This window comes from Buchnera aphidicola (Eriosoma lanigerum), assembly GCF_964059125.1.
Lineage (GTDB): Bacteria > Pseudomonadota > Gammaproteobacteria > Enterobacterales > Enterobacteriaceae > Buchnera_D > Buchnera_D aphidicola_C.
The window spans coordinates 83858-99016 of the sequence record NZ_OZ060395.1 but is presented as its reverse complement, the minus strand read 5'-3'; the positions used below and the strand labels follow the sequence as shown (position 1 = coordinate 99016).

Annotated in this window: 11 protein-coding genes and 1 other RNA gene; 5 read left to right on the top strand and 7 right to left on the bottom strand. The window is 23.5% G+C overall.

What is annotated here, in order from left to right; all coding sequences use genetic code 11:
* Positions 1–452 precede the first annotated feature (452 nt).
* On the bottom strand, positions 453–1001 hold the full coding sequence (smrB, locus tag AB4W75_RS00440) for an endonuclease SmrB (RefSeq protein WP_367679502.1): 549 nt from the start codon (positions 999–1001) through the stop codon (positions 453–455).
* Between the two features lie 479 nt (positions 1002–1480).
* Here smrB and aroC point away from each other — a divergent pair, with 479 nt between their 5' ends.
* Positions 1481–2557 carry a chorismate synthase gene (gene aroC / locus AB4W75_RS00435; RefSeq protein WP_367679501.1) on the top strand — a complete coding sequence of 359 codons (1077 nt, stop codon included), beginning with the start codon at positions 1481–1483 and terminating at the stop codon, positions 2555–2557.
* A gap of 138 nt (positions 2558–2695) precedes the next feature.
* Here aroC and bcp read toward each other — a convergent pair whose 3' ends face one another.
* Positions 2696–3163, bottom strand: coding sequence for a thioredoxin-dependent thiol peroxidase (bcp, locus tag AB4W75_RS00430; protein WP_367679500.1), 468 nt, complete (start codon positions 3161–3163; stop codon positions 2696–2698).
* Positions 3164–3779: 616 nt separating this feature from the next.
* Between bcp and dapA the strand changes: the two genes are divergently transcribed.
* Positions 3780–4673: a 4-hydroxy-tetrahydrodipicolinate synthase gene (gene dapA, locus AB4W75_RS00425; protein WP_367679499.1), complete on the top strand. Its 894-nt coding sequence runs from the start codon at positions 3780–3782 to the stop codon at positions 4671–4673.
* A 351-nt stretch (positions 4674–5024) separates the two neighbouring features.
* Here the strand turns inward: dapA and dapE are convergent, their stop codons facing one another.
* The 4 genes from dapE to AB4W75_RS00405 all read right to left on the bottom strand — a co-directional run bounded on the left by dapE (position 5025) and on the right by AB4W75_RS00405 (position 11011).
* Positions 5025–6161, bottom strand: coding sequence for a succinyl-diaminopimelate desuccinylase (dapE, locus tag AB4W75_RS00420; RefSeq protein ID WP_367679498.1), 1137 nt, complete (start codon positions 6159–6161; stop codon positions 5025–5027).
* Positions 6162–6545: 384 nt separating this feature from the next.
* Positions 6546–8555 (bottom strand): transketolase, encoded by a 2010-nt coding sequence (gene tkt / locus AB4W75_RS00415; RefSeq protein WP_367679497.1) that lies wholly within the window; start codon positions 8553–8555, stop codon positions 6546–6548.
* A gap of 96 nt (positions 8556–8651) precedes the next feature.
* Complete coding sequence (tal, locus tag AB4W75_RS00410) at positions 8652–9608, bottom strand: transaldolase (RefSeq protein ID WP_367679496.1); 957 nt, start codon at positions 9606–9608, stop codon at positions 8652–8654.
* A 182-nt stretch (positions 9609–9790) separates the two neighbouring features.
* Positions 9791–11011 (bottom strand): beta-ketoacyl synthase N-terminal-like domain-containing protein, encoded by a 1221-nt coding sequence (locus AB4W75_RS00405; protein ID WP_367679495.1) that lies wholly within the window; start codon positions 11009–11011, stop codon positions 9791–9793.
* A 499-nt stretch (positions 11012–11510) separates the two neighbouring features.
* On the opposite strand from AB4W75_RS00405, the gene rsmI reads away from it, so the two are divergent.
* Both rsmI and rnpB read left to right on the top strand, forming a co-directional pair.
* Positions 11511–12392 carry a 16S rRNA (cytidine(1402)-2'-O)-methyltransferase gene (gene rsmI / locus AB4W75_RS00400; protein ID WP_367679494.1) on the top strand — a complete coding sequence of 294 codons (882 nt, stop codon included), beginning with the start codon at positions 11511–11513 and terminating at the stop codon, positions 12390–12392.
* A gap of 18 nt (positions 12393–12410) precedes the next feature.
* Positions 12411–12787: RNase P RNA component class A (gene rnpB / locus AB4W75_RS00395), an RNA gene on the top strand.
* Between the two features lie 28 nt (positions 12788–12815).
* Here rnpB and pmbA read toward each other — a convergent pair.
* Positions 12816–14174, bottom strand: coding sequence for a metalloprotease PmbA (pmbA, locus tag AB4W75_RS00390; RefSeq protein WP_367679493.1), 1359 nt, complete (start codon positions 14172–14174; stop codon positions 12816–12818).
* A 375-nt stretch (positions 14175–14549) separates the two neighbouring features.
* Here pmbA and ppa point away from each other — a divergent pair, with 375 nt between their 5' ends.
* On the top strand, positions 14550–15083 hold the full coding sequence (gene ppa / locus AB4W75_RS00385) for an inorganic diphosphatase (RefSeq protein WP_367679492.1): 534 nt from the start codon (positions 14550–14552) through the stop codon (positions 15081–15083).
* Positions 15084–15159: the final 76 nt, after the last annotated feature.

Here is a 15159-nt window from a genome sequence, read left to right as displayed (position 1 = left end):
TTCATCATATTATAAATATATACAAAAATTAATATAAGAGAAATTATTAAATATAAATACATATTTATATAAATACACATATGTATTATTCATCAATATGTATTGAATATATATTCATATACACAATTCCATAAATAAAATAGATACTATAATAAATATGAACATCATAATATAAAAAATAAAAATTTTTAATTACCAAAAATATATTTTTCTAATATTTATTTATTAATAACTATTATATAATTGTACTAATAACTCATATAATTAATTTTAATTGAATATCAAGAATACTTATATTTAAAATTTATTAAAATCTATCTTAATCATATTTAGTATAATTAAAGATACTTTAATAATCCTATATTTAATATATATAAATCATGTTAATAGCAATTAATATTATGTACCATAAAAACTATCTTATAGACAAACTATACTAAATATAATAAAAATTATTTTAAATGCACATCCATTAAAATAAAAATAGCTGCACTACTACCAAACCTTTTAGGTGCTGAATGAAAAGCTTTAATTAATGGATGTTGCAATAACCAAAAAGGAATTTGTTGTTTTAATATATTTTTACCATGACCATGAATAATACATGCACAAGAAAATTTTTCTTGTTGACACATAAAAAATAATTTTCCTAATTCTATTTTCGCTTGATTTTGTGTTAAACCATGTAAATCTAAAAAAATTTCTGGAATATATTTACCTAACTTTAATTTTTTTAATTCATTCATATGCACATTTTTTCTAATGTAACAAACAGGAGCATCTACTAATATAGAATTATCTATTAATAAATGAGAAACATTACGACAAGAAAAATAATAACTATGAGCAGATTCTTCTGATTGTTTTCGTTTTAAAATATGATTTGCTCTTTTTACAATCTTTTTCGGAAAAATTTTATCTTGAATAATTTTACGTGTTTTCCCTAACCACTGTCGAAAAATTAATTTTTCACTAATTGGTATAGTTGTTTTTTTGTTCATAATAATCTCAAAAAAAATAAAATTACAATTTTAAAAAAATACATACAATCTAAATTGTTGTATTAATCATGAAACATATTTATATTTAAATAAACAATAATTAATAAAAAATAACACTTGTGTATAATACATAATAATCTGTATTCACATATAAATATTAAAAAATTATTTTAAAACAAAATATTCTTAAAAATAATAAAAAAAATATATCTACAATAAAAATATAAAATACACTATATTACATATAACTATTATGAATAATATTAAATAAAATTAATATATAAAAATATTATACATACTATATATAAAAATATAACTAATATATGTATAAATATACACATCTATCACTAGTAAAAAAATAATACTAAAAATAAAAAACATGTTAAAATTTTTATTTAAAAAATACAAAAGAAAATATTATACATATCTTATATGTATCATCAATATACTATAATTTTTATAATATCAAGGAATACAATATGCCCGGTAATAGTATTGGTAAAATGTTTAGCGTCACTACTTTTGGAGAATCTCATGGTATTGCATTAGGTTGTATTATAGATGGAGTACCTCCTGGATTATTATTATCTAACTTAGATTTACAAAATGAACTAAATCGTAGACGTCCAGGTACCTCTAAATATACAACTACAAGAAGAGAATCAGATTTAGTAAATATTTTATCTGGAGTATTTAATGGAAAAACAACTGGTACTAGTATTGGATTACAAATTAATAATCTAGATTGTCGTTCTCAAGACTACAATGATATAAAAAACATATATCGTCCTGGACATGCTGATTTTACATATCAAAAAAAATATGGAATTAGAGATTACAGAGGAGGAGGTAGATCCTCTGCTAGAGAAACTGCTATGAGAGTTGCTGCCGGTGCAATAGCAAAAAAATATTTAAATGTAGAATATGGAATTGTAATAAGAGCATATTTATCTCAATTGGGTAATATTACATGTGAATTAAAATCATGGACAGAAGTAGAAAATAATCCATTTTTTTCCCCTGATATATTAAAAGTTCCATTATTAAAACAACTCATTACAAAAATTAAAAAAGAAGGTGATTCTATAGGAGCAGAAATTACAGTATTAGCTGAAAATATTCCAATCGGATTAGGAGAACCAGTATTTGATAAATTAGATGCAGATATAGCTCATGCTTTAATGAGTATTAATGCTGCTAAAGGAGTAGAAATTGGAGATGGATTTTCTGTAATCAATCAATTAGGTAGCAAAAATAGAGATTTAATAAATTCTCATGGATTCCAAAGTAACCATGCAGGAGGTATTTTAGGTGGAATTAGCAACGGTGAAACTATTATTGCAAGAGTGGCTTTTAAACCAACATCAAGTATTAAAATACCAGGGGAAACAATTAATACTATACAAGAAAATACTACAATTATTACTAAAGGTAGACATGACCCTTGTGTTGGAATTAGAGCTGTACCAATTGTAGAAGCAATGTTAGCTATTGTTTTAATGGATCATGTATTAAGAAATAGAGCACAATGTTATTCTACAAAAAATAAACAATAAAAAAAATAACATATAAATAAAAATATATACTATATAATTTATATGATTAAATATTTATATATATGAGTACAGATAATTAATATATTATATTTGGCGGGCTAATATAATATGCCCACCTATTAATTATCAATTATTGATTTATATCAATTGTAAATATTTTAGAATAATGTTATGATGATCATTAATCTTAAAATTATTAAAAATTTGTTCTATATAACCATAAGAGTTAATCAAAAAACTAGTTCGATTGATTCCCTCATATGGTTTACCCATGAAAAATTTTTTCCCCCATACACCAAACTGTTCACTAACTTGGTGATTGAAATCTGATAACAAAGTAAAACACAACATTTCTTGTTCTATAAAACGTAATAATTTTTCAGATTTATCAGTACTAATTCCTAAAATTTCCAATCCAATAGATTTAAATTTATCCATATTATCACGTAAATTACATGCTTGAATTGTGCAACTAGGAGTCATTGCTTTAGGATAAAAATAAATCAATAATTGTTTTCCCAAAAAATCTAATATGTTTACTGGAGATCCATCTTGATCAGGTAAAATAAACTTTGGTATTAAATCACCTACTATTAATTTCTGCATAAAACATATTCCTCTATTTTACATAATCACAATAAATGTTGATTAAACCAAAATTAAAATGTATCGAATATATTATTCTAATATTAGAATACAAAAAAATACACTAATATCACTAATAATACAAAAAAAATAAATATAAATGTAATTTAATTGTGATTTTTCTATCACATATTATTAAAACAATTAATTATTAACTATTAATTATACTATATAGTTTAAAAAATAGTTATAAACATTATTCAACCTGTTTTATAACATAAAATTATGCTATAAAATATAATATATTTTATTACTTTAATAGTAAAACTTAACTATAGTTAATTTTAATTATTAAATATAATTAAATAAATAATTTTAATATAATTCAAATATTTAGAAATCTATTTTTATTATTATAAAAATAATATATAGATATCACCTATAAATAAAAATCATGTATATACATATATGGTCGATAGCGATTTAAATTCAAAATATAAAAATAAATTATAATAATATATATATTTTCAATAATTTTATTATAATTAAAAGTAAAAATAATTTGTTTTTATTAGTATTATACCTTACATATACCTATTAAATATACCGTTAAATACCTTTTAGGATGGAATAGATAATGTTTACAGGAAGCATGGTTGCATTAATTACACCAATGAATGAAAAAGGACAAATTTGTCGATCCAGTTTAAAAAATTTAGTAGATTACCATATTAATAATGGAACATCAGCTATTGTTTCTGTAGGTACAACTGGAGAATCTGCTACATTAAATCAAAATGAACATCATTATGTAGTAATGCTGACATTAGAATTATCTGATGGAAAAATTCCAGTTATTGCTGGAACAGGAGCTAATGCTACAACAGAAAGTATTTCTTTAACAAAAAAATTTGAGGATTCTGGAATAATAGGGTGTTTAACTGTAACTCCTTATTATAATCGACCTACTCAAGAAGGATTATATCAACATTTTAAAGCTATTTCAGAAAATACAGAACTTCCACAAATATTATATAATGTTCCTTTAAGAACAGGTTGTGATTTACTTCCATCTACTGTCATAAAATTGTCACGTCTAAAAAATATTATCGGAATAAAAGAAGCTACAGGAGATCTATCTCGTGTTAATACCATTAAATTAAAAGTAAATAAAAAATTTATACTCATTAGTGGTGACGATTCTACTTCATTAGATTTTATTAAATTAGGAGGAAAGGGAGTTATATCTGTAACAGCCAATATTGCAGCAAAAGAAATGCAAAAAATGTGTCAATTAGCGTTACAAAAAAAATTTATAGATGCACAAAATATTAATAATAAATTAATGTTTTTACATCATAGCTTATTTCTTGAACCTAATCCTATTCCTGTAAAATGGGTAGCTAAAAAACTCAATTTAATTCAACATGATACTTTAAGATTACCTATGACACCCGCATCATATAATACAAGAAAAAAACTAATAAAAGCATTACAACAATCTAATATTATTAACAAATGTATTACATAAAATTTATACTAATACAATTAATAAATAAATGTATATATATTAAGTATTTGTTAATAAAAACATATTATTTAAAAATCATAATTCAACAATAATTTTCATAAATCAGATATTAATATTAAAAACATCCATAAAATTACAATGATTAACTTAGTATTATTAATGTATATTATTAATATTAAATTAAATTTATTGATTAAATTATATTTTCAGAGTATCAAAATGATACTCTGAAAATACTCAAATAATTTAATATTAATAATGTTACCAAAATTATCATATGACTCATTCCAACTATATCTAAAAATTTAATTAATGAGATATACAATCTAACGAAAGCAGAATAGATAATGATCATGAATCTCCCAATAACAAATCTTTAATAATACTTTCATATATAATACTCAGTGATTTTAAATCATCAATGTTAACATATTCATTAACCTGATGAATAGAATCGTTTATTAATCCTAATTCTACTACTTCTACTCCTATTTCTGATAAAAATCTACCATCAGAAGTTCCACCATCAGTAGATAAATTAGGAAAAATATTTGTATGTTCTTGTATCGCATATATTGTACTATTAATTAATTTTGATTTACTTGTGAAAAAAGGTTTAGCTGATAAAAACCATTCTATTGAATAATCTAAATAATAAAAATTTAATATATTTTCCACTATTTTTTTAATTTTATCTACAGTAATTTCAGGACTAAATCGAAAATTAAATTCAATTAATATATGACCAGGAATAATATTATTAAATTCAGTACCAGCTTCTATTTTATATATTTGCATACTAGTTGGAGAAAAATATTGATTTCCTTTATCCCATGTAAAAGATTGTAGATCAGATAAAAAAGGTAAAGACTTATGTATAGGGTTATCAGCTAAATGAGGATAGGCAATATGTCCTTGAATACCATTAATCAACAAACAAGCCGTTAATGAACCTCTTCTTCCATTTTTAATAGTATCACCTAAAACAGTAATACTAGAAGGTTCTCCTACTAAACAATAATTAATTATTTCTTTTCTAGAATTTAATAATTCAACTACTTTGACAGTTCCATCAAGAGCAGTAGATTCTTCATCTGAAGTAATAATAAATGATAAACGTCCAGTATGTTTGGGATAATTAAATATAAAACGTTCTACTGCCACAATCATAGCAGCAATAGCTCCTTTCATATCAGCCACGCCTCTTCCAAACAATTTTTTTTTTACTAACACTGGATCAAATGGATTAGTATTCCATTTAGTTAAATTACCAGGAGATACTACATCAGTATGTCCTAAAAAAGTCAAAGTTTTTCCAAAACCTCTTTCAGCCCAAATATTATTTGTTTTATTTATTTTAATATTTTCAACTTTAAAACCTAATGAACGTAATCGATGACTTATAATATTTTGACAACCTAAATCTAAAGGACTAATTGAAGGAATTTTTACAAGATTTTTAGTTAATTCTAAAACTGGACAAGACATAACATCATATTCCTTATTATTTTTTTTATAAAAATAATATTATATTAATATATAAAATAATTTTATTAATTAATAAATATAAAATTATTAATATAAATATTTACTATCATTTTATAAAAAATCATAACAATAAAACATTTTCTTAAACATATATTTATTAATTTTTTATCATTACTATAATGAAAATAATACTATATATATATTACAAATAGTATATATATTTATTTAACATAAAAATATAAATATAACATATTGATATCTAAAATTATTATTTAATTATTAATCTTTATTTACATAAAAAAATTATAACGAACATATAATATTACTATATATACACATCAATATAATATTAACTATTCATTAAAATATAATTTTTATATATTATCAATTATAATTATGGTCGTTAAATAATATTTTTATTTTCTTAATTATATCATTAACAGTAAATCCAAATTTAATAAATAATTGTTCAGCTGGTCCCGATTCTCCAAAAGTATCTAATCCAACTACTATTCCATCCATACCTACATATTTATACCAACCAGCAGATACTCCAGCTTCAATTACAACTCTTTTAGTAATTAATTTAGGTAATACTAATTCCTGATACTCTTTATCTTGTTTGTCAAATACATCACAAGATGGCATAGAGACTAATTGTATTGAATATCCCATCTTTTCTAACTCAACAAATACCTTTTCAGCTAATTCAACTTCTGATCCAGTAGCTATTATAATTATATTAATTAGAGATATAGATTTTTTTAATATATATCCTCCTCGAAAAATATTTCTAATATTAATACCAGTATAACAAGATTGTTTTAAACTTTGTCGAGATAAAATTAATGCTGTAGGACCACTTTTTCTTTCTAATGCACACTTCCAAGCAACAATACTTTCAATAGTATCACATGGTCTCCAAACACTTAAATTAGGAGTTAAACGAAGTGATGCTAATTGTTCTACTGGTTGATGAGTTGGACCATCTTCTCCTAATCCAATAGAATCATGAGTATAAACAAAAACATGTTGTAATTTCATTAAAGCTGCCATACGTACTGCATTTTTAGCATATTCTACAAACATTAAAAAAGTAGATGTATAAGGAATAAATCCTTTATGATTAGCAATTCCATTAGCAATCGCAGTCATTCCAAATTCACGTACTCCATAATGAATATAATTACCAAATAAAAATTGATTAATTGATTTAGAACCTGACCAATTAGTTAAATTACTAGGTGTTAAATCAGCAGAACCACCTATTAATTCTGGTAATACTCTACCTAATACTTCTAATGTATTTTGCGAAGATTGTCTAGTAGCTATATTTTTAGGATGAAGCAATGAAATATTAATAAAATTATCAATTTCATCAGAAAAAGAATCAGGTAAAATACTATTTATACGACGTTCATATTCTAAAGACAACTTAGGATATAATTTAGAATATTCAATAAATTTTTGTTTCCATTCTAATTCTAACATTCTACCTTTCTTTTTAGCATCCCATTGTTCATATATACCTTGTGGAATATAAAAATCATCAAAGTTCCAATCTAATTGCTTTTTTGTTAATAATGTTTCATTTTTACCTAATGGAGCACCATGAATATCTTTTTTTCCAGATTTATTTGGTGAACCAAAACCAATTATAGTATTACAAATAATAATAGAAGGTTGAGTAATATTTTTCTTAGCATCTTTTATTGCTTGAACAATAGCACTAGAATCATGTCCATTCACATTATTAATAACATTCCAGTTATATGATTGAAAACGGTTTGCAGTATCGTCAGTAAACCAACCTGAAGTATCTCCATCAATTGATATATTATTTTTATCATAAAAAACAATTAATTTCCCTAACCCTAATGTTCCAGCTAAAGAACATACCTCATGAGAAATACCTTCCATTAAACAACCATCACCAACAAAAACCCAAGTATAATGATCCACAATATTATAATTAGGACGATTAAAAGTTACTCCTAATGTACGTTCAGCTATAGCCATTCCTACAGCATATCCTAATCCCTGTCCTAATGGACCAGTACTTGTATCTACTCCATCTGTACAAATATTTTCAGGATGACCAGGAGTTTTAGAATTCAATTGCCTAAAATTTTTTAAATCATTAATAGATAAATTATAACCAGTTAAATGTAAAAGACTATACAATAACATTGAACTATGACCATTAGATAACACAAATCGATCACGATCTATCCAATCAGGATTATTAGGATTATGACGAAAAAAATCTCTCCATAATACTTCTGCTATATCAGCCATACCCATTGGTGCACCTGGATGACCAGATTTAGCTCGTTCGATTGCATCTATACTCAAAACTCGAATAGCATTAGCTAATTCTTTTCTAGAAAACATATATACTCCAATATTATGAAAATATAACTGTATTAATTATAATTAATATATGTTTTTATCGTAATTATACAATTTTATAATCATTATAAAAATTATCTAAATTAAATAAGGAATTATTAATTTCTCTAATTTATCTTGATCCAATCCAAATTGTCGAATACCTGATGATAATGTTTCTACTGCCATTTGATCTAAATTATGTTCCCAAAGAAATTCTGATTTAGATAAGTTTTTTGGTTTAATAATAGTGATTTCATTAGGAATATGTAATTGTTTATCTACCTTTCCTATAGTATTTTTTAACTCTTCTAATAAAATAGGAGAAATAGTTAATTGATCACAACCAGATAAAGCTAAAATTTGTTGTATATTACGAAAACTTGCCCCCATAATAATTGTGTTATAATTATATGTTTTAAAATAATTAAAAATTTTTTTTACTGATAAAACTCCTTTATCCTTATTTACATCATATTGTAATAAAGGATAATGTAAATTATACCAATCATAAATTCTTCCCACAAAAGGAGATATTAAAAATACATTAGCTTCTGCACAAGCTTTAGCTTGAGCAAAAGAAAATAATAAAGTTAAATTACATTTAATATTTAATTTTTCTAATTCTTTTGCAGCTTGAATACATTCCCAAGTAGCAGCTAACTTAATCAAGACACGAGATCGATTTACCCCTTCTTCTTCGTACATAGAAATTAATTTTTTCCCTTCAATAATACAATCTTCTATACTGAACGAATATTTAGCATTAACTTCAGTAGAAACATATCCTGTAATTTTTTCTAATATTTTTGATCCTATCCCAACAGCAATTTTATTAACCGCATTATGTACCTTTTTTTTTAAATTACCTCCTTTTTTTTTAGCATACTCTATTGAATTTATTAATATATTATGATAAATATCTAAATTCCAATATTTTAAAATTAAAGAAGGATTAGTAGTAACATCTTCCGGTTTATACTGTTCTATAGATTCAATATCACCGCTATCAACTACAATTTTAGAAAATTTCTTTAATGATTCTAATTGATTCATAGTCAGTTACCAAGTTAAAATATAAAATATATTTTATTAAAAATACTACATTCATATCGTAGTATAATATGAATTATAATTCAATTATAGAATAATAAATTAATATATATATTATTAAATAAAAAATAAATTTATTTAATATTAACACTATAATATATCAACATATTAAAATTTCAAATAAATTAAATTTTTTTAAAAACTAGACTTACATTTACTCCTCCAAAACCTAAACTATTTGACATAACAATATTCATTTCCTTGTAAACAGTATTTCTAATAATATTCATATCTACAGCTGATTTATCTAAATCATTAATATTAGTACTAGGAGCAACAAAATTATTGTTTAACATTAACAAACTATAAATAGCTTCTTGCACCCCAGACGCTCCTAATGAATGTCCCGTCATAGATTTAGTAGAAGAAATTAAAGGAAGTTCATAATCTTTAAAAACATTTCTAACAGCATTTAATTCCTGCATATCTCCATTTACAGTTGAAGTAGCATGTGTATTTAAATAATCAACACTATTAATATCAACATATTTTAATGATTCTTTCATAGCACGTTCTATACTTAATTCTGAAGATTCAACCATTTTATATCCACTAGAAGTTGTTCCATAACCAACTACTTCAGCATAAATAGGAGCATCACGCAATTTAGCATGATTTAATTCTTCTAATACTAAAATACCTGCTCCTTCAGAAATTACAAAACCATCTCTATTCATATCATATGGACGAGAAGCTAATTCAGGAATTAAATTATATCGAGTAGATAATACCCCCATAGCATCAAATTCACATGCTAACTCCCATGTTACTTCTTCAGCACCACCTGCAAAAATAATATCTTGTTTTCCAAGTTGAATTAATTCAAAAGCATTTCCAATACAATGAGCTGAAGTAGAACATGCAGAAGAGATAGAATAACTAATACCATATATTTTTAAAGCAGTAGACAAACAAGCAGAAATACATGAAGACATCGATTTAATTACAGAATAAGGATTAATAGATTGAACTCGATTTCTTTTACGCATCACATCTACAGCAGAAATATGTATTCTAGGTGATCCTATACTTGATCCTGCAACAATTCCAATACGAGGATTTTTTTGATATATTTCTTTAGACATAGAAGAATCTTGGATAGCTTGGATAGTAGCTAAATAGGCATATATTGCAGCATTGTTCATAAATCTTATAACTTTTCTATCCAAAGATAAATTTTTCTGTAGAATAATTTTTCCAGCTATATGACTACGCATACCTGATTTTTTCATTTCATCTACAAATACGATTCCTGATTGACCTAATTTTAAAGAATTTAAAACTGTATTTTTATCATTCCCAATACTAGATAATATACCTATTCCAGTTACTACAACACGTTTCACATATACCTCTAAAATCAAATATTAATTTAATCATGCCAATTAATAAATTTAAAGTATAAAAATATACAATTTAACTATATAAATAATTTATTTCATGTTTTTTAATATGTAATTACTTTACATATATATAAATATAATAAATAAAGATACATTATCATAATATATATTATTATTTTAATATAATAAATTTATATTTTTAATTCTATATATGTTCCAATAAATATGATTATTATCAAAATAATTTTATTAAATGTTTTAATACAGTATTAATATTATCTATAAATATTCATTATCAATAATGATAAATAATATTAATTTATTAAATCACTTGAATTAAATTGATAATCTATTATATTGTGCTAAAAATATAAATACTATTTATTACATAATTATATTATTTAAAAATAACTATATATCTGTATATATAGATTTTTAATTGATCAAACCATACAAACAAATACTTCATAATATCAAAATTATATAATATAGAAATATATAAATGAATAATAAAACCATAAAACAAAAAAAAACAGGATTAGTATATATTGTACCCACACCTATTGGAAATTTATCAGACATTACACACCGAGCTTTAAGCATATTAAATGAAGTAGATTTAATTGCAGCAGAAAATATTATTCATACTTCCCAATTACTTAAACATTTTAATATAAAAAAATATTTAACTTCACTTAATCAACATAATGAATTAAAAAAAACAATTTATTTAATTAATAAAATCGAAACAGGAAAAAACATTGCATTAGTTTCAAATGCTGGAACTCCAATAATAAATGATCCAGGTTTTAATTTAATAAAAGCTTGTCAAAATAAACATATCCGTATCATTCCTTTACCAGGAGCATGCTCAATTATCACTGCTCTTATTGGATCTGGATTACCTGCTAATAAATTTTGTTACGAAGGATTTCTACCTACTAAAAAAAATGATAGATGCAATTTGTTAAAATTAATTAAAAAAGAACATAGAACTATAATTTTTTTTGAAACTTCTCATAGAATTATATTATCTATAAAAGACATTATTAATGAATTAGGTTCTGACAGAAACATAGTCATTACTAGAGAACTAACAAAATATTGGGAATCAATATATCGGACTAATGCTTCTAATATGTTACAGTTATTACAATCAAATCCTGACTATTGTAAAGGAGAAATGATTATTTTAATTGAAGGTTATAAAGAAGTATTATTAGAAACAATACAAAAAAAACATATCAATACTTTCTTATTATTAAATCAAACACTATCTTTAAAACAATCAACAATACTTACATCTAAAATACATGGAATAAAAAAAAAAATAATATATCAATATGCAATTAATCAATTAAAATATGACAAAAAAAACAAATAATGCTATACTTAAAGAGTATCAGTTAACTAGATAGTCGCTACTAACAATAGAAATATAATAAGTAGAGGAAAGTCCGGGCTCCATAGGGTAAGGTGCCAGATAACATCTGGGAAAATATTTTACGACTAGTGCCACAGAAAAAATACCGCCAAATAAAATATTTAATAAATATTATAAAAATAAGGTAAGGGTGAAAAGGTGTGGTAAAAGCACACCGCGGATCTAGTAATAGAATTCGGCAAGGTAAACTCCACCTGGAGCAAAGCCAAATAAAGATTAACGACAGTGCGTCCCGTACTTTTAAATCTGGGTAGGCTGCTTGAATTAATAAGCGATTATTAATCTAGATGAATGACTATCAAATACAGAACCCGGCTTATAAGTTAACTGATACTAAATTAAAATACATTCTTTAATAATTATTCATTTACCTGAAATTTGAATATCCGATATTAAAATAGATCCACATTGTATTCTTTTTCTCATATCAGTATCATTTCCTATCATTACAATATTTTTCCACATATCTTTTAAATTTCCAGATATAGTAATTTCATTAATAGGATATTGAATCTTACCATTATCTATCCAAAAACCAGAAGCTCCACGAGAATATGTTCCTGTCATTATATTCACACCATCACCCATCAATTCAGTAATGTAAACACCTCGATGCATAATTTTACATAAATTACTAATATCAACACTTGATTGACCTAATATTAACCAATTATGAATACCTCCAGAATGACCAGTACTAGTTAAATTTAATTTATTAGAAAAATATGTATCTAATAACCAAGTTTTTAATATACCTCTCTCTACAATAGTATGTTTTTTAGTCATGACTCCTTCTAAATCAAAAGGTTTAGAACCTAATCCTTCTTCCAACTTTGGATTATCAATAATACTTAACCAAATAGGAAAAACTGCTGTGTTCATAGCATTTAATAAAATAGTATTTTTTCTATATACGTTAGAACCTTGAATTGAATACATAAAATGTGAGAAAATACTTGCAGAAACTTCTGAATCAAACAATATTGGAGTTTTTTTTGTAAATATTTTTTTTGATCCTAATTTTGATATAGCTTTGTTAGAAACAATTTTACCCATAATAATGGGACTTATTAAATTATTAAATTTTCTTGATGTAGTATAATAATATTCTCGTTCCATACCATCCATAATTTTATAATCTCGAGCTACAACAGAAATTGAAAATGAATGTATACTCGTTTTATAAGAATTTAACATATGTAATGTATTTCCTAAAACAATGGTATGTATATGACTAAAAAAAGAAGAACCTTCAGAATGAATAATTCGAGAATCTTCTTGTAAAGAAAATTCTTCTATTTGCTTTGTTATAAAAACAACTTCTTTAATACTTAAGAGACAAGGATAAGATAACTTTAAATTATGTTGATACATAGCTAACAAATTATAATTTGGTAAAGTATGACATAAATCTTTTGATATATATTCAACTATTTGTATCGCTGTATCTACAGCAATTTTTATAGAACTTAAATTTAAATCAGTAGAAGAAACCATACTTTTTCTATTGTTATAATATACTGTGATAGTTAGAACTGTATCATTATTAAATTCTAAATAATCTAATATTCCAGACCTAACAGTTAAATTAATTCCATTAGTCTTATGAATCGAAACTGAAGCTAAATACTTTTTTTTATAATTTTTAACTAATTTTAAAGTATATTCAACTATTTCTTTTAGAATCATTTCTTCTTGTACACTATCTTCATATATTTTCACACTTAATTCCTAATAAATTGTACAATATATTAATTATGTAAATTATTATTAATTTTATATTATTGATAATATTTATGATTAAATATAAAAATATAAAAATATCTACATAAATTATTTAATTGTAAGTTATTTAATTAAAATATGTATATAAATTTATTAAATCATACTAATAATATATATATTAAATTTTCAATTTGATTAAATAAAAAAAACTATAATGTTTATCATTACTTACTATTATTAATAACATATTAATTTTAACAAAAATTAGCATTATTCAATATATTTAAAATTTTAAATAAAAATAGAAAAATTATATTTACAAAGATATATATATAATATATATTTCTAATAAAATTAAGAACAGGAATTGTTATGTCTTTTAAAAATATACCCACTGGAAATAATTTTCCAGAAGATATATATGCTATTATTGAAATATCCGCTTTTTCTAGTCCTGTTAAATACGAAATGAATAAAAATCACTATGAACTATTTGTTGATAGATTTATATCTAGTGCTATGATTTATCCATGTAATTACGGTTATATAAATAATACAAAATCTTTAGATGGAGATCCTTTAGATATATTAGTTCCTACACCATATCCTCTTTTAGCTCCTTCAGTCATTCAATGTAGACCAATTGGTATGTTACATATGAAAGATGAATCTGGAGATGATGCAAAAATAATAGCAGTACCTAATTATAATATTTCTACAGAATATAATTCGATACAAGATATATTGGATTTCCCTATATTATTAAAAAAACAAATTCAACATTTTTTTGAAAATTATAAAAATTTAGAAAAAAATAAATGGGTAAAAGTTATAGAATGGAAAAATAAAAAACATGCTATTTTAGAAATAGAACATTCAATATATCGATATCAAAATCAACAATAATAAGTATTCAATATAAATATTATGTATAATGTATATTTACATTATACAAATACATTTTATAGTTATAAATATATTT